Below are 22,236 nucleotides of genomic sequence, written 5' to 3'. Positions count from 1 at the left end.
GCAACCAAGGAGACCCCATGACGACCCCCGCCACCGAAGCCGCCAGCCGCGCACCCGTGTTCATCGCGTTGCAGTCGAGCGAGACCGCGCGCGCCATCGTCGAAGCCATCATCGACGACAACCCCGAGGCCACGGTCAACGACTATCCGGCGATGGTCAAGATCGATGCGCCCGGGCGTCTCGTGATCCGGCGCGAGTCCGTCGAAGCCCGCGTTGGCCGTCCGTGGGACACGCAGGAAATTCATCTCAGCCTCATCTCGCTGTCGGGAAACATCGACGAAAGCGACGACGAATTCACCCTCCATTGGGGCAAGTGAAGCGCACAACCGACCAGAGGGACAAAGACATGACCCAAGCAAGCACCCCGCGTTCCAAGCCCCGCCTCGGCCTGAAGGAGCGCTACGCGATGATGACCCGCGGACTCGGCTGGGAGACCACCTACGAGCCGATGGACGAGGTGTTCCCCTTCGACAAGTTCGAGGGCATCAAGATCCACGACTGGGACCAGTGGGAAGACCCGTTCCGCCTCACGATGGATGCCTACTGGAAGTTCCAGGGCGAGAAGGAAAAGAAGCTCTACGCGATCATCGACGCCTTCCAGCAGAACAACGGGCAGTTCAACGTCAGCGATCCGCGCTACCTGAACACGCTCAAGCTGTTCCTCACCGGCGTCTCGCCGCTCGAATACGCCGCGCACCGGGGCTACGCGATGGCCGGCCGCGCGTTCCGTGGCGTCGGCGCGCGCGTGGCCTGCCAGATGCAGTCCATCGACGAGCTGCGCCATGCGCAGACGCAGTTCCACACCATCAGCCACTTCAACAAGTTCTTCCACGGCCTGCACGATCCGCAGCACATGCACGACCGCGTGTGGTACCTCTCGGTGCCCAAGAGCTACTTCGAGGACGCGATGAGCGCGGGGCCGTTCGAGTTCGTGACTGCGATCTCGTTCTCGTTCGAGTACGTGCTGACCAACCTGCTGTTCATGCCCTTCATGAGCGGCGCGGCCTACAACGGCGACATGGCGACCGTGACTTTCGGCTTCTCGGCGCAGAGCGACGAGTCGCGCCACATGACGCTGGGCCTGGAGGTGGTGAAGTTCCTGCTCGAACAGGACCCGGACAACGTGCCCATCGTGCAGAAGTGGATCGACAAGTGGTTCTGGCGCGGCTATCGCCTGCTCACGCTGGTGGCGATGATGATGGACTACATGCTGCCCAAGCGCGTGATGAGCTGGTCCGAGGCCTGGGAGATGTACTTCGAGAAGAACGGCGGCGCGCTGTTCCAGGACCTGGCGCGCTACGGCATCCGCCTGCCCAAGTACCACGAGGTGGCGACGAAGGAGAAGAGCCGCCTCTCGCACGAAGCCTGGGCCACCTTCAACAACTACGGCCATGCGGCGGACTTCAACGTCTGGGTGCCGCGCGCCGAGGAGATGGACTGGCTCTCGCAGAAGTATCCCGAGACCTTCGACACGCTCTACCGCCCACGCTTCGAGTGGATGGACGAACAGGAGAAGGCCGGCAAGCGCTGGTTCAACAACACGCTGCCGATGCTGTGCCAGACCTGCCAGATCCCGATGTTCTTCACCGAGCCCGACGACCCGACCAAGATCTGCTACCGCGAGAGCACCTACCACGGCATGAAGCACCACTTCTGCTCGGACGGCTGCAAGGACGTGTTCGACAACGAGCCCGAGAAGTACGTGCAGGCGTGGCTGCCGGTGCACCAGATCTACCAGGGGAACTGCTTCCCCGAAGGCACCGATCCGACGGTCCCCGGCTTCAATCCGCTCGCTGCGGTGCTGGAGTACTACCACATCAACAACGGCGCCGACAACGGCGAGTTCAACAGCTCGCCGGACAAGGCGAACTGGGAACGCTGGACGGGGCAGGACCTGTCGGCCACCCAAGCCAAGGCCGCCTGACCCCATAACGCCCTTCAGCTCCATCGGCCCGCAGTGCATCCGCATGCACTGCGTTGGCGGAGCGCACCCCGAAACAAGGAGACCGTAATGTCAGTTGTCGCACTCCATCCCGGCTACACCGGCACCGTCGCCGACACCGAGGACCGCTTCCACGGCAACCGCCTGCTCTACATCGGCTGGGAAGACCACCTGCTGTTCTGCGCGCCGGTATGCCTGCCGCTGCCGCCGTCGATGCCCTTCGGCGCGTTGCTTGGCGAGGTGCTGCCCGGCGTGTACGGCAGCCATCCCGACTTCGAGAAGATCGACTGGGCCAAGGCCCAGTGGTTCGATTCCGGCAAGCCCTTCACGCCCGATCCGGCCAAGTCGCTGGCCGACAACGGGCTCGTCCACAAATCCGTGATCCGCTTCCGCGTGCCGGGCCTGAAGGGCATCAAGGGCTCGGCGAGCTGAGCGCACTGGAGACGGCCATGAGCTTCCAGATCTTGATCGAACCGATCGGGCAGGGCATCGAGGCGCGCGACGGGCAGACGGTGCTCGACGCCTGCCTGCGCGCCGGCGTGTGGCTGCCGCATGCCTGCGGGCACGGCGTCTGCGGCACCTGCAAGGTGCAGCTGCTCGAAGGCGAATGCGACCACGGTGATTCGTCGAATTTCGCGCTCATGGACTTCGAGCGCGACGAGGGAAAGATCCTCGCCTGCTGCGCGATGGCGCAGGGCGACATCGTCATCGAGGCCGACATCGACGAGGACCCCGACGCGCAGTTCCTGCCGCTCGAGGACTTCGAGGCCGAGGTGGCCGAGGCGCGCATGCTCACGCCGACGATTCGCGGCCTGTGGCTGCGCACCGAGCGGCCGGTGCCCTTCCAGGCGGGCCAGTACGTGATGCTGCACGTGCCGGGCGTGGAAGGCGCGCGCGCCTTCTCGATCGCCAACGCGCCGCAGCAAGACCTGATCGAGCTGCACATCCGGCGCGTGCCGGGCGGGCGCGCGACCGGCTGGCTGCACGACGAGCTCCAGCCGGGCCAGCGCGTGCGCTTCACGGCACCCAACGGCCGCTTCTTCGTGCGCAAGTCGGCCGGCGTGCCGATGATCTTCGTCGCCGGCGGCTCGGGGCTGTCGAGCCCGAAGTCGATGGTGTTCGACCTGCTGGCCGAGGGTTGCCAGCTTCCGATCACGCTGGTGCAGGGCGCGCGCAACCGCGAGGAGCTCTATTTCCACGAGCTCTTCGAGGCGCTCGCGGACCGGCATCCGAACTTCACCTATCTGCCGGTGCTCTCCGACATCGCGCCGGACGACGAATGGCGCGGCGCGCGCGGCTTCGCGCACGAGGCGCTCAAGGCGCACTTCGCGAACGACTTCCGCGGCCACAAGGCTTACCTGTGCGGACCGCCGCCGATGACCGAGGCCTGCATCTCCACGCTGATGCAGGGCCGGCTCTTCGAGCGCGACATCTACACCGAGAAGTTCTTCACCGCTGCCGACGCCGCTTCGGCCGCACCGCGCAGCCCGCTCTTCAAGGCCCTGTGATGACGACGACCAGCTACTCGATCGCGATCGGCAACACGCAGGAGCGCTATGCCTGCCGGCCCGACCAGACGCTGCTCGGCGGCATGGAACAGCTCGGCCGCAAGGGCATTCCGGTCGGCTGCCGCGGCGGCGGCTGCGGCGTGTGCAAGGTGCGCATCGAATCGGGCCGCACGCGCTGCGAGCGCATGAGCCGCTGCCACGTCAGCGCCGACGAGGAAGCCCAGGGCTACGTGCTGGCCTGCCGCGCCTATCCGCAGAGCGACCTGGAGCTGCGCGCCGCCCCGCGCATGGCCCGCTGCATCGAGCGCCATCTGGCGCAACCCCATCCCCATCCCCATCCCTGAAACCCCACCCAAGGAGACTCACCATGGCACTCACTGGCGTCCTTCGACCCGGCCACGTTCAACTTCGCGTGCTCGACATGGAAGCGGCATTGAAGCATTACCGCGACGTGCTCGGCCTCGTCGAGACCGCGCGCGACGCGCAGGGCCGCATCTACCTCAAGGCCTGGGACGAGCACGACCATCACAGCGTCGTGCTGCGCGAGGCCGACACGGCCGGCATGGACTTCATGGGCTTCCGCGTCGACTCGAACGCGACCCTCGACAAGCTGGCGGCGGAGCTCTCGGCCAGCAGCCTCGCGACCGACACCGGCTGGGTCGAGGCGGGCGAGCATGTGCGTACCGGCCGGCGCTTCCGCTTCACTGTGCCCACCGGCCATGTCATCGAGCTCTACGCCGAGAAGGACAAGGTCGGCAACGGCATGCCCTACGAGAACCCCGAGATCTCGCCCGACGACCTCAAGGGCATGGCGCCCTCGCGCTTCGACCACTGCCTGCTCTACGGCGACGACCTCGACGGCACCGTGAAGCTCTTCACCGAGATCCTGGGCTTCGAGCTCGCCGAGAAGGTGGTGGCCGGCCCCGAGAAGATGCTGATCGCGGCCTTCCTGACCTGCTCGACCAAGCCGCACGACATCGCCTTCATCCGCCATCCGGAGAAGAACAAGTTCCACCACGCCTCCTTCCTGCTCGACAACTGGGGCGAGATCCTCAAGGCGGCCGACATCATCACCAAGAAGCGCGTGTCGCTCGACATCGGCCCGACGCGCCACGGCATCACGCGCGGCGAGACGATCTACTTCTTCGACCCCAGCGGCAACCGCAACGAGGTCTTCTCCGGCGGCTACATCTACTACCCGGACAAGCCGCCGCTGGTGTGGACCGACGACGAGCTCGGGCGCGCGATCTTCTATCACGACCGCAAGCTCAACGAGAGCTTCCTCTCGGTGCTGACCTGAGGACCGCGGCCATGAAGCAGTACATGAACTTCATCGGCGGCGGATTCGTCGCCACCGGCAAGACCTTCGAGAACCGCGCGCCGGTGGACAACCGCGTGCTCGGCCTCGTGCACGAGGCCGGCGCGGCCGAGGTCGACGCGGCGGTACGCGCGGCGCGCGCCGCGCTGCTGGGGGAATGGGGCCGCATGACGGTCACGCGCCGCGTCGAGCTGCTGCACGCGGTGGCCGACGAGATCAACCGCCGCTTCGACGACTTCCTTGAGGCCGAGATGGCCGATACCGGCAAGCCGCACGCGCTCGCCTCCCATGTGGACATCCCGCGCGGCGCGGCCAACTTCAAGGTGTTCGCCGACATCGTGAAGAACGTGCCCACCGAGAGCTTCGAGATGGCGACGCCCGATGGCGGCCAGGCGCTCAACTACGCGGTCCGCTCGCCGCTGGGCGTGATCGGCGTGGTCTGCCCGTGGAACCTGCCGCTCTTGCTGATGACCTGGAAGGTCGGGCCGGCGCTCGCCTGCGGCAACACGGTGGTCGTGAAGCCCTCGGAGGAAACCCCGGCCACCGCCACCCTGCTCGGCGAGGTGATGAACGCGGTCGGCATTCCGCCCGGCGTCTACAACGTGGTGCATGGCTTCGGCCCCGATTCGGCCGGCGAATTCCTCACGCGCCATCCGGGCGTGAACGGCATCACCTTCACCGGCGAGACGCGTACCGGCGAGGCCATCATGGCGGCGGCGGCCAGGGGCGTGCGGCCGGTGTCCTTCGAGCTCGGCGGCAAGAACGCCGGCATCGTGTTCGCCGACGCCGACTTCGACCAGGCGGTCGCCGGCATCACGCGCTCGGCCTTCGAGAACTGCGGCCAGGTGTGCCTGGGCACCGAACGGGTCTACGTCGAGCGGCCGATCTTCGATCGCTTCGTCGCCGCGCTCAAGGAAAAGGCCGAGGCGCTCAAGCCGGGGCCATCCGCGGAAGCAGGCGTCGGCATCGGCCCGCTGATCTCGCAGGAGCACCGGCAGAAGGTGCTGTCGTACTACGCGAAGGCGGTGCGCGAAGGCGCGACGGTGGTCACCGGCGGCGGCGTGCCCGCGATGAAGGGCGCGCTGGCGGAGGGCCACTGGGTGCAGCCGACCATCTGGACCGGCCTGCCCGAATCGGCCGCGGTGATCCGCGAGGAAGTCTTCGGCCCGTGCTGCCACATCGCGCCCTTCGATACCGAGGAAGAAGCGATCGCGCTCGCCAACGCGACCGACTACGGCCTCGCGACCACCGTATGGACAGAGAACCTCGGGCGTGCGCACCGCGTCGCGAAGCGGATCGAAGTGGGTATCTGCTGGATCAACAGCTGGTTCCTGCGCGACCTGCGCACTGCCTTCGGCGGCGCGAAGGCCTCCGGCGTCGGGCGCGAGGGTGGCGTGCACTCGCTGGAGTTCTACACGGAACTCCGCAACGTCTGCATCAAGCTATGAGGGTGGCGCGATGAGCAATCCCGAGATCGCGCGCAGCGTACGCACCGGCGGTTTCGATACCAACGTGCACGACATGGGCGAAGGCGCGCCGGTGCTCTTCATCCACGGCTCGGGCCCCGGCGTGAGCGCATGGGCCAACTGGCGCCTGGTGTTGCCGGAGCTTGCCAGGACGCGACGCGTGATCGCGCCCGACATGGCGGGCTTCGGCTTCACAGAGCGGCTGCCCGGCATGAGGTACGCGATGGACGGGTGGGTGCAGCAGGCGCTGGACCTGCTCGACGCGCTGGACATCGAGCAAGCCGACCTGGTCGGGAATTCGTTCGGCGGTGCGCTGTCGCTGGCGCTCGCCATCCGTGCGCCGCAGCGCGTGCGGCGCCTGGTGCTCATGGGCAGCGTGGGCGTGCCGTTCGAGATCACGGCGGGACTGGACGCGGTGTGGGGCTACACGCCCTCGTTCGAGAACATGCGCCGGATCATGGACGTGTTCGCCTACGACCGAACGCTGGTCAGCGACGAGCTGGCGCAACTGCGCTACGAGGCCAGCATCCGCCCCGGCTTCCAGGCGTCGTTTGCCGCCATGTTCCCCGCGCCGCGCCAGCGCTGGGTCGATGCGATGGCGAGCCCCGAGGCGGCCATTCGCGCACTGCCGCATGAAACGCTGCTGATCCACGGCCGCGAGGACCAGGTGATCCCGCTTTCGACCTCGCTCACGCTGGCGCAGTGGATTCCACGCAGCCAGCTCCACGTGTTCGGCCAGTGCGGCCACTGGACGCAGATCGAGCACAGCGCACGCTTCGTCCGGCTGGTGCGCGACTTCCTGGCCGAAGACCTCTGACCCATCGCAACGGAAAGAACCATGGACCCTCAACTCATCGAGCAGCTCGGCGACGAGCTCTACGCCGCGCTTCGCGACCGCAAGGTCGTCGAGCCGCTGACCAAGCGCCACGAAGGCATCGGCATCGAGGACGCCTACCACATCCAGCAGCGCATGATCGCGCGCCGACTGGAGGCGGGCGAGCGCATCGTCGGCAAGAAGATCGGCGTGACCTCGCGCGCCGTGATGAACATGCTGGGCGTCTACCAGCCCGACTTCGGCTACCTGCTCGACGGCATGGTGGTCAACGAGGGCGAATCCATCGACACGCGCACGCTGATCCAGCCGAAGGCCGAAGGCGAGATTGCCTTCGTGCTCAAGCGCGACCTGATGGGCCCGGGCATCGGCAATGCCGACGTGCTCGCGGCCACCGAATGCGTGATGCCCTGCTTCGAGATCGTCGATTCGCGCATCCGCGACTGGAAGATCCGGATCGCCGACACCGTGGCCGACAACGCCTCGTGCGGCGTCTTCGTGCTCGGCGACAGCGCGGTCGATCCGCGCCGCATCGACCTCGCGACCTGCGGCATGGTGCTCGAGAAGAACGGCGAGATCGTCGCCACCGGTGCCGGCGCGGCCGCGCTGGGGTCGCCGGTGAATGCCGTCGCCTGGCTCGCGAACACGCTCGGCAAGCTGGGCATCGGCCTCAAGGCCGGCGAGGTGGTGCTCTCGGGCGCGCTCGCCGCGATGTTCCCGGCGGCTGCGGGCGACAACTTCCGCGTCTCGATCGGCGGCCTCGGCGGCTGCTCCGTGCGATTCCACTGAAAAGGACTGTCCCCATGAGCAAGAAGATCAAGTGCGCCCTCATCGGGCCCGGCAACATCGGCACCGACCTGCTCGCGAAGCTGCAGCGCAGCCCCGTGCTGGAGCCCGTGTGGATGGTCGGCATCGACCCTGAATCCGACGGCCTGAAGCGCGCGCGAGAGATGGGCCTGAAGACCACCGCCGACGGCGTCGACGGCCTGCTGCCGCACGTGCAGGCCGATGGCGTGCGCATCGCCTTCGATGCGACCAGCGCCTACGTGCATGCGGAGAACAGCGCCAGGCTCAATGCGCTGGGCGTGCTGATGATCGACCTCACGCCGGCGGCGATCGGCCCGTACTGCGTGCCGCCGGTCAACCTGCGCGATCAACTCGCGGGCGAGCGGCCGATGAACGTCAACATGGTCACCTGCGGCGGGCAGGCGACGATCCCGATGGTCGCGGCCGTCTCGCAGGTGCAGAAGGTGGCCTACGGCGAGATCGTCGCGACCGTGTCGAGCCGTTCGGTGGGGCCGGGCACGCGCCGCAACATCGACGAGTTCACCCGCACCACGGCCGGCGCGGTCGAGCGCGTCGGCGGTGCGGCCACGGGCAAGGCGATCATCATCATCAACCCGGCCGAGCCGCCGCTCATCATGCGCGACACCGTGCATTGCCTGACCGAGGACGAGCCGGACCAGGAGGCGATCACGGCTTCGGTCCACCGCATGATCGCCGAGGTGCGGCGCTATGTGCCGGGCTACAAGCTGGTGAACGGCCCGGTGTTCGACGGCAAGCGCGTCTCCATCTACCTCGAGGTCGAGGGGCTGGGCGACTACCTGCCCAAGTACGCCGGCAACCTCGACATCATGACTGCCGCTGCCGCGCGCACGGCGGAGATGTTCGCCGAATCCATGCTGGCCAGCGATGCGCAGGCCCAGGCCATCACTGCATAGGAGCACCCCCATGACACTCCAAGGAAGACAGGTCACCGTCCACGACATGAGCTTGCGCGACGGCATGCATCCCAAGCGCCATCGCATGACGCTCGAACAGATGATCGACATCGCGACCGGGCTCGACGCGGCGGGCGTGCCGCTGATCGAGGTCACGCACGGCGACGGGCTCGGCGGCAGCTCGGTCAACTACGGCTTTCCGGCGCACAGCGACGAGCAGTACCTCTGCGCGGTGATCCCGCGCATGAAGAAGGCGAAGGTGTCCGCGCTGTTGATTCCCGGCATCGGCACGGTGGACCACCTGCGCATGGCCCACGCGGTCGGCGTGTGCACCATCCGCGTCGCGACGCATTGCAGCGAGGCCGACGTGTCGGAGCAGCACATCACCATGGCGCGCAAGCTCGGCCTGGACACGGTCGGCTTCCTGATGATGGCGCACATGGCTTCGCCGCAGAAACTGGTGGAGCAGGCGCTGCTGATGGAAAGCTACGGCGCCAACTGCATCTACGTCACCGACTCGGCCGGCTACATGCTGCCGGACGACGTGAAGGCGCGCGTTGCCGCGGTGCGCGCGGCGCTCAGGCCGGAAACGGAACTGGGCTTTCATGGCCATCACAACCTCGCGATGGGCGTGGCGAACTCCATCGCCGCGGTCGAGGCCGGTGCCAACCGCATCGATGCGGCGGCGGCGGGGCTGGGTGCCGGCGCGGGCAATACGCCGCTCGAAGTCTTCGTCGCGGTGTGCGACCGCATGGGCATCGCGACCGGCGTCGACGTCTTCGCGATCCAGGACGTCGCCGAGGATCGCGTGGTGCCGATCATGGACCAGCCGATCCGCGTCGACCGCGATTCGCTGACGCTCGGCTATGCGGGCGTCTATTCGAGCTTCCTGCTGTTCGCGAAGCGCGCGGAACAGAAGTGGGGCGTGCCCGCGCGCGAGATCCTCGTCGAGCTGGGCCGGCGCGGCATGGTCGGCGGGCAGGAAGACATGATCGAAGACACGGCCATCACGCTGGCGCGCACGCGCGCCTTGCGGCAGGAGGCACACGCATGAAGCTCGATGCACGCACCATCGCGGCGCTCGCCGCACACCTCGAGACCTGCGAGCTGGAGGCACGGGATACGCCCAAGATCACCGATGAGCATCCGGAGATGGACTGGGACGACGCCTACGCGATCCAGGACAGCATCCGCCGGCGCAAGACCGGTCGCGGCCATCGCATCATCGGCTTGAAGGCCGGCCTGACCTCGCACGCGAAGATGAAGCAGATGGGCGTCGCCACGCCGGTCTTCGGCTTCCTGGCCGACAACTTCGCGCTGCCCGAGGGCGGGGAGTGCCGGGTCAGCGAACTGATCCATCCCAAGGTCGAGCCGGAGATCGCCTTCGTCACGCGTCGCGCGCTGAGGGGGCCGGGCTGCCACATCGGCGCGGTGCTCGCCGCCGCCGATTTCGTGCTGCCGGGCATCGAGGTGATCGACAGCCGCTACCGCGACTTCAAGTTCGACCTGAAGAGCGTGGTGGCCGACAACACCTCGGCCTCACGCTTCGTCGTCGGCGGCCGCGCGCTGCCGGCCTCGGAGGTGGACCTGCGCACTGCGGGCATCGTGCTGGAGAAGAACGGCGAGCCGGTCGCCTTCGGCGCCGGCGCTGCTGTGCTCGGCCATCCGGCCGCGGCGATCGCGATGCTGGCGAACCATCTCGGCGCGCGCGGCGAGGAGATCCCGGCCGGCACGCTGATCCTCTCCGGCGGCATCACGGAGGCCGTCGCGGTCGCGGCCGGCGATTCCGTGACCCTGCGCGTGCAGGGCATGGGCAGCGTAGCACTGCGCTTCGTCGAATGAGGAGGATGCTGCCATGCCGTTCGCACAGATCTACCTCATCGAAGGACGCACCGAGGAACAGAAGCGCGCGCTGATCGAGAAAGTCACCGAGGCCATCGTAGAGGCCGTCGGCGCGCCGAAGGCCAATGTGCGCGTGTGGCTGCACGACGTGCCCAAGGAGAACTGGGGCATCGCCGGCGTGAGCGCGAGGGAACTGGGGCGCTAGGGGCCACTTCAGGACCAGTGCGAGGCCATGACCGAAGACCCTCTCTACGCCGGACTTCGGACGGCAGCGCGCTCTTTCGAGCCCGCTCAGTGCACCTTGTGCTTGAGGGCCTTGCGCAACGAACGGATGGACGAGTCGACCGGCTCCGTGCAGCGGACCAGTTCGGCGTTGATCAGCGCGACCAACGCACGCAGGTCGCCCGGCTCGAAGCTGAACTCCTCGTAATGCGTCGCCCGATGGACTGGCGAGAGCAGACCTTCGAGACACGCGACGGCACGAAGCGCTTGCTTGAGATTGCAGAAATCGTCGTCGAGCTGCAGGGCGTGTGACGATGCCTTGTGCAGCGACGGCGCGGATGCGCGATTGGACTTGGCCATGGATGGGCTCCCTGCGGGTTCGGTTTGAGGAGCCGCGCCAACCTCTGCGGGCTGCTGCGGCTTGCGTCGCAGCGGGTTACTTGGGACGCCAATCCCGATCACGCCTTTGTTGGCGTGATCGGGTGGAGTATAGCCAGGGGTTGCTGCGGCAGCCATCGCGTACGGGCGGCTGCAATTCGTCCTTACGGTGGCGGGCGCATCACTGTCGGCCTCGAAAGAGGCTTCAAGTGTCACGACGAAGACCCTTGCGCTGCCGATGAGCCCGCCGAAGTCATCGCGGCGATGCGCGCCGGTCTTAGCGCGCGATGTGGCTCATCGATCAGCGCGTCCTAGGGGGAAACCCTAGGCTCGAGTGTCGGCGCGTCGACTGTGCATTGGCAAACGGCGAAGAACAATGCTCGCTGTCGGAACCAGGAGCCAGAAACCCATGAACAAGACCATCGTCTACGGCGTCGACGTGCAGTTCGGCGACTGCGATCCCGCGGGCATTGTCTTCTTTCCCAACTACTCGCGATGGATGGATGCCGCTTCGCATCACTACTTCACCGCATGCGGCCTGCCGCCGTGGCGAGCGATGAAGGAGCTGCCGGGCTGCGTCGGCGCGCCGCTCTTGGAAATCCATACCCGATTCCACACCGCGGTCACCTATGGCGAGCGCATCGAGATTCACACGAGCGTCGAAGAGTGGCGCGGCAAGGTCTTCATCCAGACCCACCGGGTGATGCGTGGCGAGGCGCTGATCTGCGAAGGACGCGAGACGAGGGCGTTGTGCGTGAAGGAGGACAGCGGGAGGCTCAAGGCGGTGACGGTGCCCGAATTCGTCCGTTCGGCCTGCGCCTGAGCCGCGCTCGCGGCGTATGCTTGCCGCCGATTGCAGCTCCGATACGGAGGCATGTATGGCGAGTCCAGACACGATGAGCCGGGCGAAGGCGCCGCACCCGGTCTCGATGCAGTGCATCCGGAGTCCGGCCTGGGATCTGGTCTGGATCCTGAACCCGCTCTGGCTGGTGCCCCTGGTCCTGCTGCTCGCGTGGGGCCATGAGGACGCGCGCAACAGCCCGGTCGACGGTTTGTTCTTCGTCCTCGCGGTCCCGCTGTGGTTCGGCCACCGCGTGGCCTCGGCCTGGCTGGCCTACGCGACCCCGGCCTACCGTCCGCTCCTCGTACGGCAGCGGACGCGCTTCGTCGCCGCCCCCTTGGTCATCGCAGCGGCTTGCTTCGCCGTCATGCTGGCGCCCGAGAGCGTGCTGCCGATGCCGCTCGAGGAACGCGTCGTCTGGATGGTCGTGCTGGATTTCGTGTTCGTGAGCCACCATTTCGCCGCCCAGCACTTCGGCCTGCTCAGTCTCTACCGCGCGCGGGCGGGACGCGCATCGGCGCCGAACACGCGCCGGCTCGACCGGTGGTTCGCGCTCGTCGTCGGCGGCGGCTTCGTCGTGGTGGCCCAGGCGCTGACGGGATCGATTGCCTTTCAGGAGCGCTGGGTCGATCCATGGCTCGGAGAAGTCGGGTCGGAGCTCCTGGAACGCACGCTGCACGACGGCGGCATCGCCCTCGTCGTGATCCTGACCGGCCTCGTGCTGGGCGTGGAGCTGCGCTCGGGGCGACCCTCCCTGCCGCGCGTGGCCTACATCCTCGGCTTGGCGGCGATGGTGCTCGTGGCCTTCCTCGCGCGCGATCCGTTCCTGTTCATCGTGTTGTGGAGCGTGCAGCACTGGAGTGCCGCGATGGGGCTCACCTCGCTCGCGGCTTCGGGCGGCGACCAGGCCGCGGCCACGCGCTGGCGGCGTCTGCTGGCGCCCATCAATCGGCGCGGCTGGGCCGTTCTGCTGCTTCTCGCCGTGGTCTCCCTCCTTCTGCTGCCGCTGCTCGAAGTGGAGGCAGTGAGCGACGACTACGTCTACGCCGACCGCATCTTCGGGGCGGCCGCGTGGTGGCTGCGCTCGTCGCCCTTCGTGCCGGTGCTGCTGGCCCTGGGCTTCGCGACCGGCTTCATCCACTACCTGCTGGACCGCGCGACCTTCCGCTTCTCCTCGCCCGAGGTGCGGCAGGCCGCGCGCGGTCTGCTGCAGTCAAGAGCGGGCAGCGGGGTCGTTGAACACCCAGCCGCGTCGAGCCCACAGAACCCCGTTGACGGCCCTGCGCAGCTCCGGTGAGCCGGGCCGAAGCTGCCGGCTGTCTGCAAGATACAGCGCGAGGGCGCCGTTCACGTTGCCATGGCTCTGGTCCAGGTCGTGCCGGAGTCTCGTCACCTCATGCCGGAGCTTCGGCTGAATGTGCAGGCGCTGGAAGCCGGACGAGGTATCGATGACGGCAAGGACGAGCGAGACGTCGAGGCCCGCGCGCCTTGCTTCGTACCAGACCGCTTGCAGCAGTTCCTTGCGCGTCGGCTCATCGGGCACGCGGGGCCGCAGGCGCTGCGACATTTCGCCGAGCCAGCGCAGATAGGCGAGCTGTTGCTCGTCGCTTGCGCCCGCTCGTGGCTGCTTCTCGCGCAGGATCATCTGCGCGCCGTCCATGACGACGACGAAGCCCCGCAGGAAGCTCTGGCCCAGGAGAGCCTCGTCGCCCGGCAGCCCGGGGCTGACGGCAACCGTGACATTGGAGAGATGGAACGGGCCGGCCGACAGCCCGACGCCCGCCACGAGACGTCCGGTCCTGACGCCGGCGGCCGTCCAAAGCCGGATCGGGGCTCCACCGACGAGGTTCGCGCGCATCGCAAGTTCTTCGCTGACGCTCACCGAGCTCGCGCCCGTGTCGACCAGGAAGCTGACCGGCACGCCGTTGATCGCGCCCTGCATGCGATAGTGGCCGTCCGCCCCAACCGGGATGGCAACCGAAGCCGCGCATGCCGTTCGCGCCGCGACGAGCAGGACGATCGTGATGGCCATCAGCTTCTTCATGGCATGGAGGGCGCGTACCTTGCTGGCGCATGATGCGCCTGCCTTCGTCCTTGAGACAATGGCGCCCAGCCATTTCTTGCGAGCACGACCCATGAGCACGATCGACGACCCTTTCCACGATGCCGAAGCCGGCTCGCGTGACAGCACCCTGGACACCACCCGCATCGACGACGTGCGCATCCGCGCCGTGCGTCCGCTGCTCACGCCGGCCCTGCTGCAGGAGCGCGTGCCGGTCGGCAGCGACACGCTGGCGCTGGTCGAAAAGAGCCGCAGTGCCATCGCCGACGTGCTGCAGGGCCGCGACGACCGCCTGATCGTCGTGGTGGGCCCCTGCTCGATCCACGACCACGACCAGGCGCTAGCGTACGCTCACCGCCTCAAGGCCCAGGCCGATGCGCTGCAGGACGACCTCCTGATCGTGATGCGCGCCTACTTCGAGAAGCCGCGCACCACCGTGGGCTGGAAGGGCTACATCAACGACCCGCACCTGGACGGCAGCTTCGCCATCAACGAGGGCCTGGAGCGTGCGCGCCGCCTGCTGCTGGAGCTGACCCAGATGGGCCTGCCCACCGGGACCGAGTTCCTCGACCTGCTGAGCCCGCAGTTCATCGCCGACCTGATCGCGTGGGGCGCCATCGGGGCGCGCACCACCGAGAGCCAGAGCCACCGCCAGCTGGCCTCGGGCCTGAGCTGCCCGGTGGGCTTCAAGAACGGCACCGACGGCAGCATCAAGGTGGCGGCCGACGCCATCCTGGCAGCGCGCGCGCCGCATGCCTTCATGGGCATGACCAAGATGGGCATGGCCGCCGTCTTCGAGACGCGCGGCAACGCCGACTGCCACGTGATCCTGCGCGGCGGCAAGACGCCCAACTACTCAGCCGCGGACGTGGCGGCCGCCTGCGAAGCGCTCGCAGCCACCGGCCTTCGCGAGCAGGTGATGATCGATGTCTCGCACGGCAACAGCAGCAAGCAGCACCAGCGCCAGATCGTGGTTGCCGAGGACGTGGCGGCGCAGGTCGCCGGTGGCGAACGCCGCATCACCGGCGTGATGATCGAAAGCCATCTGGAGGAAGGTCGCCAGGACCTGGTGGCGGGTGTGCCGCTCAAGCGCGGCGTGTCGATCACCGATGCGTGCATCGGGTTCACGCAGACGGTGCCGGTGTTGCAGGGGCTCGCCCGGGCGGTCGCCGCGCGGCGGCGACTGGCGGCGTCGTGACAGCGGCCACGAGGACGTTCAAAATAAGGTTCGCCACTGCCGAAGGATGAGCTGGCCCTACCACCGGCGCCGCGCGACATGCTGCGGCTCACATGCCGCGGCGCCTATCGGAGTCGCTCGTGATGAAACGTAAAGGCGACGGAGAACTGTCGCGCCCGGCGTGCCGGCCTTTCGAGCGGCAGGCGGAAATCTCGCTGCGCGAGCACGCCGACCTGCTGGATCTCACGCATGACGCCATGTTCGTGCGCGACATGGATACCGCGATCAAGTACTGGAACCGCGGCGCCGAGGAGATGTACGGATGGACGGCTGAAGAGGCGCTCGGAAAGTCCGCGCTCGAGCTGCTGAAGACCCTCTCCACCGTGCCGCTCGACCAGATCGAATCGCAGGTGCTGCGCACCGGGCGCTGGGAAGGCGAACTGGTGCATCACAGGCGCGACGGCACACCGGTGGTCGTGGCGAGCCGCCTGGCATTGCAGCGCGACGAGCAGGGCCGGCCGGTGGCGATCCTCGCAACCAACACCGACATCACGGAGCGCAAGCGCGCCGAGGAGGCTCGGCAGGAGCTCGAGGAGCAATGGCGGGCCGCCTTCGAAGCCAATCCCACGATGTACTTCATCCTCGATGCGGCCGGCACGATCCTTTCGGTCAATCCCGTGGGCGCCGAGCAGTTGGGTTGGCGCGTCGATGAGCTGGTCGGCCAGCCGGTGCTGAACGTGTTCCTCGAAGCCGACCGGGCGTTCGTCCAGGGCAAGGCCGAAGAGGCTTTCCGCCAGCCGGGGCGCGTGATGCGCTGGAAGGCGCGCAAGGTCCGCAAGGACGGCAGCTTGCTGTGGGTCCGGGAGTCGGCCAACGCGGTCGTGCTGAGGAACGGGCCGGTGCTGCTCGTGGCGTGCGAGGACATCACCGAGCGCCAGCAGACCGAGGAGGCGTTGCGCGAGAGCGAGGAGCGCTTTCGCACGCTCGTGAAGTTCTCGTTCGACGTCTACTGGGAGAGCGACGCCCAGCATCGCTTCACCCGGCAGGAGTATTCCGCGCGCTTCGACCGCGCGCCGGCACCGGGCTCGGAGATCGGCAAGACGCGATGGGAAGTGCCCTATCTGGCGCCGGACGAGGAGGCTTGGCGCCAGCACCGCGCCACCCTCGATGCCCATGTCCCGTTCCGCGACTTCGAACTCGCCCGGCCGACGCCCGACGGCGGCATACGCCACGTGTCGGTGTCGGGGCTGCCGATGTTCGACGAGGCGGGGCGCTTCACGGGCTACCGGGGCGTCGGCCGGGACATCACGGAGCGCAAGCGGGCCGAGCAGTTGACGCGGCAGGTGTTCGAGAGCGCCTCCGATGGCATGGCCGTGATCGACCGGGACTACCGCTATCAAAGGGTCAATGCGGTCTACGCGCAGAGCTGGAAGATGCCGGCCGAGCAGATCATCGGCATGCGTGTCGCCGATCTTCACGGGACCGACTTCTTCGAGCGCACCGTGAAGCCCAGTCTCGACCGCTGTTTCGCCGGAGAGCAGTTCACGTTCGCGGAATGGTTCACGACCGAAATGGGGCGCGTCTACCTGTCGGTGTCCTACTCTCCGCTCAGACTCGCATCGGAGCGCCTGGAAGCGGCGCTCGTGATCACGCGTGACCTCACTCACCACATCCTGGCGTCGGAAGCCCTGCGCGAGGCGCAGGCGGCACTGGCGCGAGTCAACCGCGTGACCACGCTCGGCGTGCTCGCAGCCTCGATCGCGCACGAGGTCAACCAGCCGCTTGGCGCCATGGTCATGAGTGCCGGATCCTGCGCGCGCTGGCTCGCGGCCCGGCCGCCCGAGATCGAAAAGGCGCAGCGCTCGCTCGAACGCATTGCCCGGGACGGCAAGCGCGCGAGCGAAGTCATCGACCGCATCCGCGCCCTGGTCATGCGACAGCCGCCGCGGCGGGACCGTGTCGACATCAACCAGGTCATCCTCGACGTGATCGCGTTCACGCGCGACCAGATGCGCCGCAACGACATTGCGCTCGAAAAGACGCTTGCCGAAGGACTGCCGCGCGTGTGGGGCGACAGGGTGCAGCTCCAGCAGGTGATCCTCAACCTGATCGTCAACGCCATCGAGGCCATGAGCGGGCCCGGCGATGGCGCGCGGGAACTGGTCGTCGGCGCGAGCGAAGCGGAGGGCGGCGTCTGCATCGAGGTGCGCGACTCGGGTCCCGGCATCGCGCCCGAGATCGCGGACAAGCTCTTCGAGCCCTTCCATACCTCCAAGGCGCAGGGCATCGGCATGGGGCTTTCGATCAGCCGGTCGATCATCGAGGCCCATGGCGGCCAGCTCTGGACCGCGCCGAACCTGCCGCACGGCGCCGTGTTCCGGTTTTCGTTGCCGGTCGGGGAATGGGGGCCCTAGTGCCGAACGAGCGCCCCATCGTCTTCGTGGTCGACGACGACCTGGCCATGCGCGAGGCGCTTCAGGATCTCCTCGCTTCCGTCGGCATGGAGGTGCGCGTGTTCGCCTCGACGCAGGAATTCATGCGGGCGCCGCGTCCGGACGCGCCCGGCTGCCTGGTGCTCGACGTGCGGCTGCCGGGCGCCAGCGGATTGAGCTTCCAGGAAGAACTCCCGCGCGCGGGCGTCGATCTGCCGGTGATCTTCATCACCGGGCACGGCGACATTCCGATGACGGTGCGCGCCATGAAGGCCGGCGCCGTCGAGTTCTTGAGCAAGCCCTTCCGCGACCAGGAGCTCCTCGATGCGATCGATGCCGCGGTCGAGCGGCACCGCGCGCAGCGGCGCGAGTCGGCGCTCGTCGCGGAACTCCGGCAACGCTTCGCCGCGCTCACCCAGCGCGAGCGCGAAGTCATGGGGCTGGTGAGCGCCGGGCGCGTGAACAAGCAGATCGCGGCCGAGCTGGGCATCAGCGAGGCCACCGTCAAGGTCCACCGCGGGCAGATCATGCGCAAGATGCAGGCGAAGTCCCTGGCGCAGCTCGTGCGCATCGCGGACACGCTCGGCCTGTCCACTCCAAAGCTCTAGGCTGGGAGCAATCCTGAGGCGTCCTGCCTACTCGGCAGCGAATTCCAGCGAGTAGAGCGGCAGCTCCGCGCGCCGGCTCAGCCACAGGCCCCCACCGACTTCCCTAAAGCTTCGGGCCAGACCGCGCCGGTACACGGAGGCGCGGTGACGATAGAGGTTCGGATCGGTCACTTCCTCGTCCACGACGTCGCGCTCGAAGTCTTCGAGCGTCACGGCTTCCAGGTACAGTGCGCCCTCGCTCAGGCGGCCCAGGTTCTGCAGTGCCAGCTTGAGGTCCGGTGGACCCAGATAAGGCAGGACGCCCTGGCAGATGACGAAGTCGAACGGCTTCTTCGCCTCGAAATCCACCACCGAGCCGCGCTCCCATCCGTAGCGGTCGCACAGGTAGTCGCTCAGTTCCACGCCGTGATAGCTTGCGCCCGGGAAGTGGCGCTCGACGATGTCCTTCCACAGGCCGATGCCGCAACCCACATCGAGCACTCTCTGCACGGGCACGCGCAGGTAACGAAGGTAGGCGCAGATGAATGCACCCAGGCGCTCGACGTGCTGCGGGTCCACCACCTTGGTCTTCCTGTCGAAGTAGAAGCGCTTGTAGTAGGCCTCGTCGAATACGTCCGCAGCGGCTGATTGCATCCTTGCCCCGATTCCCGAAAAAGTCATCCAAAGATCAAAGCGACAATGCTAGCTCGCTTCAAGAGCGACCCGAATGGGCGCGATCAACTGCCAGCATGATCACCATCGAGCGCGTGAGCCAGGTCCCCGAGGACTTTCTGGTCGACAACCCCGAAGGCGGCGCCTTCTACCGCGCGTATGGCCGAGCTGGCATTCCCGACTTCGAACTGGGTTGCTTCATCGTCAAACGAGCGTCCCGTCCGGTGACCACGGCACCCTTCTTCATCATGAAGCTGCCGCTCAACACGATGATGCCGCCGGGATTCCTGAAGACGCTGCTGGGCCGCATCGCCTTGAGGGTCGCCTTTGTCGGACATCCTTCGGCCGACGTCGGGCGCATACAAGGGGAGCAATCGGCCGAAGTGCTCGAACTGATCAACTCGGAACTGCGCAAGCTGGCTCCACTGGTCTCCTACAAGGGCTTTGACGGCAGCCTGGGCCTCGCGAAGTTCAACAAGGTGATCGGCCTGCCGGTGCCGGTGCTGAACCTGCCCCCCGACTACTGGAATCGTCTGAAGCACAAGGTCCGAACCGACCTGAAGCGCAAGCTGAAGGCCTCGGCCGGCCTGCGATTGCTCGAAACCGATGGCTTGCCAAAGGAGCATCTGCAGCGGGTGTATGAGCTCTATCGCCAGACCTGCGACAACGCCGACATCCAGTTCGAGCAGTTGAATGTCGCGTACTTCCGGGAAAGCGCCCCGCTCAGCAAGTACGTCCTCTACTTCGAAGGTGATCTCCTGATCGGCTTCCATCAGCTGCTGTGCAGCAAGCAGATCATGTACTGCAAGTACATCGGCATGGACTACGGAAAGAGCCGCCAGTACAAGCTGTACTTCGCGCTGATGCTCCAGGCCATCAATATCTGCATCCGGGACGGCATCCGGCAGATCGACTTCGGCGTCACCAGCTACGCCTTCAAGCGCCACGTCGGCAGCGAGATGCACCAGACCTTCAACTACTTTCAGCATCGCAATGCATGGGTCAATGCGCTGCTGAAGCGGCTCTCGTTCCTGCTGGAGCCTGACGAATCCGAGCTTCGCTAGGGCCAGGCCCTGGTCACTTGAGCTGATACCACAGCGTCATCAGGAATGTGTTCTGGGTGCGCGACGAGGTCACCGGGCTGTGACCGGCGTCGCCGATCAAGCGCGCCACCAGCCACTGGCCGGTCAGTTTCCAGCGCGGGGCGATGCGCACATCTGCATTGAGCGACACGTTCACGTCGCTCCAGCCCGCACCCGGGGCGAAGACCGGCAGAGCGCCCACCGCCGATTCCGCCGGCGTCACGCCGAAGTAGCTGCGCAGGTACGCCCCATTGGACCAGGTCGTCCCCAGCGTCAGCCCGAGCTGCGTTGAATCTCCGAGCGGGGCGCCGACGGTTGCACCCGCCTCGAACTGCGTGCCGTTCCGATCGGAGCCCGAACCGGTGAGCAGGCTCGACTGCAGCACCAGGAACTCCCAGGGCTCGTAGTTGAGAAAGAGGCCGAGCCCGAGACGGTTCCCGACATCGTCCAGCCCGCGGGCGCGCGAGCGGTCGTCGTTGCGACCGAACACGGGCCAAAGCCGCGCGCCGAACTGCAGGTCTTCGCGCTTCGAGAAATTCCAGCCGGCGCCGATCTCCGTCGAGATGAAGCCGCCCGTCGAGGACGCGAAGTCGACGCCCACGAGTGGAAGGACCTTGGTGCGACCCGATCCGGGCGCTTCCGGATAGCCGGCCAGCGCCGGTCCCACCGCGAGCGTATAGCCCTCCTTGGGCGGCGCGCCGATGAGGATCAAGCCGCCCAGCGCGTGGGCGTTCAAGGTCGGGAGGGCGATGGCGAGGGCGATGAGGTAACGGCGCATTCGCCAATTGTGCTTCAGGCCGTCGCGTCCGCGGTCCGCGGCGGACCACCCCCCGTCCGGTCAGGACGAATAGGCCCCGTCGTCATACGCGGCGGCGTAGGTCGACCAGTCCCGCCGCACCTGGCCGGCGCATTCGATCGACGCATCGAGCACGCGCGCCCTCCACTTGCTGCGCTGGCCGAAGTCGATCAGTGCATCGGCGATGTCCGAGCCTTCGCGTCCGGCGCTTCGCAGCTGCGCCCAGGCCAGCAGCTTGGCCATTTCGGTGATCACGCCTTCGAGATCGCTCGCGCTCTGCGCCGACTTGCCGCCCAAGGCCACGCGGTCCTCGGCCGGCTGCAGGGCGCGCAGGACGTACGGCACCCGGCCCACGACCACGGGCTGCAGGAAGGCCATGGAAACCGCCTGCACGCGGCGCTGGAGTGCCACGACGCGATGGGCCTCCGACCTCCACTTGGGTTGCGCGACCTTCAGATGCGGCACCAGCGAAGACGGCAAGGCCTGCTTGAGATCCAGCACGTAGTTGCCGTCGGGCGATCCCTTGCCCGTGACCAGAATCGCGTAGCGGTCGACGCCCAGGCTGCCGGTGCCGGCGATGCGCCGCGCCACGTCCAGGACCTCGTAGAACTTCGGGTTCGCCTGCGCCGCGGCGAATTCCTGGATCACCTGCAGGGCCATCGCCCGCTGCTGGTCGGAGGCGGGCAGCGCCTTCTTGCCATCCGTTCGCAGCACGCGTCGACGTCCCTTCAAGTCGGTGCGGCTGGCGAGAAACTGGGATCGCTGCCGTTCCCGCAAGCCATCGAGCAGCACGCGAACCAAGCCCTGCGCGGTGTCGCGTTCCACCCAATAGGCCTTGCCGGCGCCAAGCGCCGTCGCATAGCTTTCGATGAAGACCTCGCAGAGCCTGCGCGCTTCGCGGGATTCCACGGAGAGGCTCTCGGCGCCCACCCAAAGACTCGTCAGAAACCGGATCAGGTCCCAGCTCGCTGGGGCCAGGGCGGCCTCGTCGAAATCGTTGATGTCGAAATAGACGAGCCGGTTGTCGCCCTTGTAGCTGCCGAAGTTCTCGAGGTGCAGGTCGCCGCAAACCCATGTCAGCGGCGCCGAACGCGGCGCGCCGATTCCGGCGAGGCGGTCATAGAAGAGATGGCAGGTCCCGCGAAGAAACACGAACGGACTTGCACGCATGTTGCGGTACTTGAGCGTCAGGCGGTCCGGGTCGCGGCCTTGATTGAAGGATCTGATCTCACGCACGACATCCATCACGCACCTCCTGTGCTGCGAGGCATCCATCGCTTTCGCGCAGACGATACGCGAAATGCCGGGAGGCTGTGCGCAACCCGTCAGGCCACACTCAGCTTACATGTTGCACAGTG

General features: G+C 67.2%; 24 protein-coding genes. 19 read left to right on the top strand and 5 right to left on the bottom strand.

The features are described 5' to 3' along the window. The first annotated feature begins 17 nt into the window (after nt 1-17). From VAR608DRAFT_RS03765 to VAR608DRAFT_RS03705, 13 genes are all read left to right on the top strand, one after another. A complete protein-coding gene (locus VAR608DRAFT_RS03765) occupies nt 18-317 on the top strand; it encodes an MmoB/DmpM family protein (RefSeq protein ID WP_088952847.1) in 300 nt (99 codons plus the stop codon). A gap of 29 nt (nt 318-346) precedes the next feature. Further along, the gene (locus VAR608DRAFT_RS03760; protein WP_088958580.1) at nt 347-1,924 is read left to right on the top strand and encodes an aromatic/alkene/methane monooxygenase hydroxylase/oxygenase subunit alpha; all 1,578 of its coding nucleotides are present in this window, start codon (nt 347-349) and stop codon (nt 1,922-1,924) included. Between the two features lie 87 nt (nt 1,925-2,011). Next, nucleotides 2,012-2,374 (top strand): phenol hydroxylase subunit P4, encoded by a 363-nt coding sequence (locus VAR608DRAFT_RS03755; RefSeq protein WP_088952846.1) that lies wholly within the window; start codon nt 2,012-2,014, stop codon nt 2,372-2,374. 17 nt (nt 2,375-2,391) lie between these two features. Continuing rightward, on the top strand, nt 2,392-3,450 hold the full coding sequence (locus VAR608DRAFT_RS03750) for an NADH:ubiquinone reductase (Na(+)-transporting) subunit F (protein ID WP_088952845.1): 1,059 nt from the start codon (nt 2,392-2,394) through the stop codon (nt 3,448-3,450). After that, on the top strand, nt 3,450-3,794 hold the full coding sequence (locus tag VAR608DRAFT_RS03745) for a 2Fe-2S iron-sulfur cluster binding domain-containing protein (RefSeq protein WP_088952844.1): 345 nt from the start codon (nt 3,450-3,452) through the stop codon (nt 3,792-3,794). The genes VAR608DRAFT_RS03750 and VAR608DRAFT_RS03745 overlap by 1 nt, the downstream gene beginning before the upstream one ends. Nucleotides 3,795-3,817: 23 nt before the next feature. Then, nucleotides 3,818-4,750 (top strand): catechol 2,3-dioxygenase, encoded by a 933-nt coding sequence (locus tag VAR608DRAFT_RS03740; protein ID WP_088952843.1) that lies wholly within the window; start codon nt 3,818-3,820, stop codon nt 4,748-4,750. Between the two features lie 11 nt (nt 4,751-4,761). Beyond that, nucleotides 4,762-6,216 (top strand): 2-hydroxymuconic semialdehyde dehydrogenase, encoded by a 1,455-nt coding sequence (locus tag VAR608DRAFT_RS03735; protein WP_088952842.1) that lies wholly within the window; start codon nt 4,762-4,764, stop codon nt 6,214-6,216. 10 nt (nt 6,217-6,226) lie between these two features. Next, complete coding sequence (locus VAR608DRAFT_RS03730; protein ID WP_088952841.1) at nt 6,227-7,051, top strand: alpha/beta fold hydrolase; 825 nt, start codon at nt 6,227-6,229, stop codon at nt 7,049-7,051. A gap of 21 nt (nt 7,052-7,072) precedes the next feature. Next, the gene (dmpE, locus tag VAR608DRAFT_RS03725) at nt 7,073-7,855 is read left to right on the top strand and encodes a 2-oxopent-4-enoate hydratase (protein WP_088952840.1); all 783 of its coding nucleotides are present in this window, start codon (nt 7,073-7,075) and stop codon (nt 7,853-7,855) included. Between the two features lie 14 nt (nt 7,856-7,869). Further along, nucleotides 7,870-8,787: an acetaldehyde dehydrogenase (acetylating) gene (locus VAR608DRAFT_RS03720; protein ID WP_088952839.1), complete on the top strand. Its 918-nt coding sequence runs from the start codon at nt 7,870-7,872 to the stop codon at nt 8,785-8,787. A gap of 10 nt (nt 8,788-8,797) precedes the next feature. Further along, complete coding sequence (gene dmpG, locus VAR608DRAFT_RS03715; RefSeq protein ID WP_088952838.1) at nt 8,798-9,841, top strand: 4-hydroxy-2-oxovalerate aldolase; 1,044 nt, start codon at nt 8,798-8,800, stop codon at nt 9,839-9,841. Then, nucleotides 9,838-10,629 (top strand): 2-oxo-3-hexenedioate decarboxylase, encoded by a 792-nt coding sequence (dmpH, locus tag VAR608DRAFT_RS03710; protein ID WP_088952837.1) that lies wholly within the window; start codon nt 9,838-9,840, stop codon nt 10,627-10,629. Before dmpG ends, dmpH begins: the two co-directional genes overlap by 4 nt. A gap of 13 nt (nt 10,630-10,642) precedes the next feature. Next, complete coding sequence (locus VAR608DRAFT_RS03705) at nt 10,643-10,834, top strand: 2-hydroxymuconate tautomerase (protein WP_088952836.1); 192 nt, start codon at nt 10,643-10,645, stop codon at nt 10,832-10,834. 86 nt (nt 10,835-10,920) lie between these two features. On the opposite strand, the gene VAR608DRAFT_RS03700 is transcribed toward VAR608DRAFT_RS03705, so the two are convergent. Further along, entirely contained in the window at nt 10,921-11,211 is a 291-nt protein-coding gene (locus VAR608DRAFT_RS03700; protein ID WP_088952835.1) for a hypothetical protein, read from the bottom strand. 427 nt (nt 11,212-11,638) lie between these two features. On the opposite strand from VAR608DRAFT_RS03700, the gene VAR608DRAFT_RS03695 reads away from it, so the two are divergent. Both VAR608DRAFT_RS03695 and VAR608DRAFT_RS03690 read left to right on the top strand, forming a co-directional pair. Then, nucleotides 11,639-12,052 (top strand): acyl-CoA thioesterase, encoded by a 414-nt coding sequence (locus tag VAR608DRAFT_RS03695; protein WP_088952834.1) that lies wholly within the window; start codon nt 11,639-11,641, stop codon nt 12,050-12,052. A gap of 55 nt (nt 12,053-12,107) precedes the next feature. After that, nucleotides 12,108-13,367, top strand: coding sequence for a hypothetical protein (locus tag VAR608DRAFT_RS03690; RefSeq protein ID WP_231973198.1), 1,260 nt, complete (start codon nt 12,108-12,110; stop codon nt 13,365-13,367). Here the strand turns inward: VAR608DRAFT_RS03690 and VAR608DRAFT_RS36720 are convergent. Next, the gene (locus VAR608DRAFT_RS36720; RefSeq protein WP_172843799.1) at nt 13,284-14,114 is read right to left on the bottom strand and encodes a retropepsin-like aspartic protease family protein; all 831 of its coding nucleotides are present in this window, start codon (nt 14,112-14,114) and stop codon (nt 13,284-13,286) included. The genes VAR608DRAFT_RS03690 and VAR608DRAFT_RS36720 overlap by 84 nt on opposite strands. 91 nt (nt 14,115-14,205) lie before the next feature. Between VAR608DRAFT_RS36720 and VAR608DRAFT_RS03680 the strand changes: the two genes are divergently transcribed. From VAR608DRAFT_RS03680 to VAR608DRAFT_RS03670, 3 genes are all read left to right on the top strand, one after another. After that, a complete protein-coding gene (locus tag VAR608DRAFT_RS03680; RefSeq protein ID WP_088952833.1) occupies nt 14,206-15,330 on the top strand; it encodes a 3-deoxy-7-phosphoheptulonate synthase in 1,125 nt (374 codons plus the stop codon). A gap of 122 nt (nt 15,331-15,452) precedes the next feature. Beyond that, nucleotides 15,453-17,723, top strand: coding sequence for a PAS domain S-box protein (locus VAR608DRAFT_RS03675; protein WP_231973644.1), 2,271 nt, complete (start codon nt 15,453-15,455; stop codon nt 17,721-17,723). Beyond that, the gene (locus VAR608DRAFT_RS03670; RefSeq protein WP_331713018.1) at nt 17,723-18,349 is read left to right on the top strand and encodes a response regulator transcription factor; all 627 of its coding nucleotides are present in this window, start codon (nt 17,723-17,725) and stop codon (nt 18,347-18,349) included. The genes VAR608DRAFT_RS03675 and VAR608DRAFT_RS03670 overlap by 1 nt, the downstream gene beginning before the upstream one ends. A 27-nt stretch (nt 18,350-18,376) precedes the next feature. Here the strand turns inward: VAR608DRAFT_RS03670 and VAR608DRAFT_RS03665 are convergent, their stop codons facing one another. Further along, the gene (locus VAR608DRAFT_RS03665) at nt 18,377-18,982 is read right to left on the bottom strand and encodes a class I SAM-dependent methyltransferase (RefSeq protein ID WP_088952830.1); all 606 of its coding nucleotides are present in this window, start codon (nt 18,980-18,982) and stop codon (nt 18,377-18,379) included. A 95-nt stretch (nt 18,983-19,077) separates the two neighbouring features. Between VAR608DRAFT_RS03665 and VAR608DRAFT_RS03660 the strand changes: the two genes are divergently transcribed. Then, the gene (locus VAR608DRAFT_RS03660; RefSeq protein WP_088952829.1) at nt 19,078-20,064 is read left to right on the top strand and encodes a GNAT family N-acetyltransferase; all 987 of its coding nucleotides are present in this window, start codon (nt 19,078-19,080) and stop codon (nt 20,062-20,064) included. Between the two features lie 13 nt (nt 20,065-20,077). On the opposite strand, the gene VAR608DRAFT_RS03655 is transcribed toward VAR608DRAFT_RS03660, so the two are convergent. Next, entirely contained in the window at nt 20,078-20,860 is a 783-nt protein-coding gene (locus VAR608DRAFT_RS03655) for a MipA/OmpV family protein (RefSeq protein WP_088952828.1), read from the bottom strand. A 60-nt stretch (nt 20,861-20,920) separates the two neighbouring features. After that, a complete protein-coding gene (locus VAR608DRAFT_RS03650) occupies nt 20,921-22,126 on the bottom strand; it encodes a DUF2252 domain-containing protein (protein WP_088952827.1) in 1,206 nt (401 codons plus the stop codon). Nucleotides 22,127-22,236 lie beyond the last annotated feature (110 nt).

The sequence above is a fragment of the Variovorax sp. HW608 genome, assembly GCF_900090195.1.
Taxonomy (GTDB): Bacteria; Pseudomonadota; Gammaproteobacteria; order Burkholderiales; family Burkholderiaceae_C; genus Variovorax.
The sequence above is the reverse complement of the archived record's forward strand: the minus strand, read 5'-3'. Positions and strand labels throughout refer to the sequence as shown.

Excerpts from the sequence above, each read along its gene's own strand:
- VAR608DRAFT_RS03765 (WP_088952847.1), top strand. The coding sequence starts at position 18 with ATGACGACCCCCGCCACCGAAGCCGCCAGCCGCGCACCCGTGTTCATC.
- VAR608DRAFT_RS03760 (WP_088958580.1), top strand. The coding sequence starts at position 347 with ATGACCCAAGCAAGCACCCCGCGTTCCAAGCCCCGCCTCGGCCTGAAG.
- VAR608DRAFT_RS03755 (WP_088952846.1), top strand. The coding sequence starts at position 2,012 with ATGTCAGTTGTCGCACTCCATCCCGGCTACACCGGCACCGTCGCCGAC.
- VAR608DRAFT_RS03750 (WP_088952845.1), top strand. The coding sequence starts at position 2,392 with ATGAGCTTCCAGATCTTGATCGAACCGATCGGGCAGGGCATCGAGGCG.
- VAR608DRAFT_RS03745 (WP_088952844.1), top strand. The coding sequence starts at position 3,450 with ATGACGACGACCAGCTACTCGATCGCGATCGGCAACACGCAGGAGCGC.
- VAR608DRAFT_RS03740 (WP_088952843.1), top strand. The coding sequence starts at position 3,818 with ATGGCACTCACTGGCGTCCTTCGACCCGGCCACGTTCAACTTCGCGTG.
- VAR608DRAFT_RS03735 (WP_088952842.1), top strand. The coding sequence starts at position 4,762 with ATGAAGCAGTACATGAACTTCATCGGCGGCGGATTCGTCGCCACCGGC.
- VAR608DRAFT_RS03730 (WP_088952841.1), top strand. The coding sequence starts at position 6,227 with ATGAGCAATCCCGAGATCGCGCGCAGCGTACGCACCGGCGGTTTCGAT.
- dmpE (WP_088952840.1), top strand. The coding sequence starts at position 7,073 with ATGGACCCTCAACTCATCGAGCAGCTCGGCGACGAGCTCTACGCCGCG.
- VAR608DRAFT_RS03720 (WP_088952839.1), top strand. The coding sequence starts at position 7,870 with ATGAGCAAGAAGATCAAGTGCGCCCTCATCGGGCCCGGCAACATCGGC.
- dmpG (WP_088952838.1), top strand. The coding sequence starts at position 8,798 with ATGACACTCCAAGGAAGACAGGTCACCGTCCACGACATGAGCTTGCGC.
- dmpH (WP_088952837.1), top strand. The coding sequence starts at position 9,838 with ATGAAGCTCGATGCACGCACCATCGCGGCGCTCGCCGCACACCTCGAG.
- VAR608DRAFT_RS03705 (WP_088952836.1), top strand. The coding sequence starts at position 10,643 with ATGCCGTTCGCACAGATCTACCTCATCGAAGGACGCACCGAGGAACAG.
- VAR608DRAFT_RS03700 (WP_088952835.1), bottom strand. The coding sequence starts at position 11,211 with ATGGCCAAGTCCAATCGCGCATCCGCGCCGTCGCTGCACAAGGCATCG.
- VAR608DRAFT_RS03695 (WP_088952834.1), top strand. The coding sequence starts at position 11,639 with ATGAACAAGACCATCGTCTACGGCGTCGACGTGCAGTTCGGCGACTGC.
- VAR608DRAFT_RS03690 (WP_231973198.1), top strand. The coding sequence starts at position 12,108 with ATGGCGAGTCCAGACACGATGAGCCGGGCGAAGGCGCCGCACCCGGTC.
- VAR608DRAFT_RS36720 (WP_172843799.1), bottom strand. The coding sequence starts at position 14,114 with ATGAAGAAGCTGATGGCCATCACGATCGTCCTGCTCGTCGCGGCGCGA.
- VAR608DRAFT_RS03680 (WP_088952833.1), top strand. The coding sequence starts at position 14,206 with ATGAGCACGATCGACGACCCTTTCCACGATGCCGAAGCCGGCTCGCGT.
- VAR608DRAFT_RS03675 (WP_231973644.1), top strand. The coding sequence starts at position 15,453 with ATGAAACGTAAAGGCGACGGAGAACTGTCGCGCCCGGCGTGCCGGCCT.
- VAR608DRAFT_RS03665 (WP_088952830.1), bottom strand. The coding sequence starts at position 18,982 with ATGCAATCAGCCGCTGCGGACGTATTCGACGAGGCCTACTACAAGCGC.
- VAR608DRAFT_RS03660 (WP_088952829.1), top strand. The coding sequence starts at position 19,078 with ATGATCACCATCGAGCGCGTGAGCCAGGTCCCCGAGGACTTTCTGGTC.
- VAR608DRAFT_RS03655 (WP_088952828.1), bottom strand. The coding sequence starts at position 20,860 with ATGCGCCGTTACCTCATCGCCCTCGCCATCGCCCTCCCGACCTTGAAC.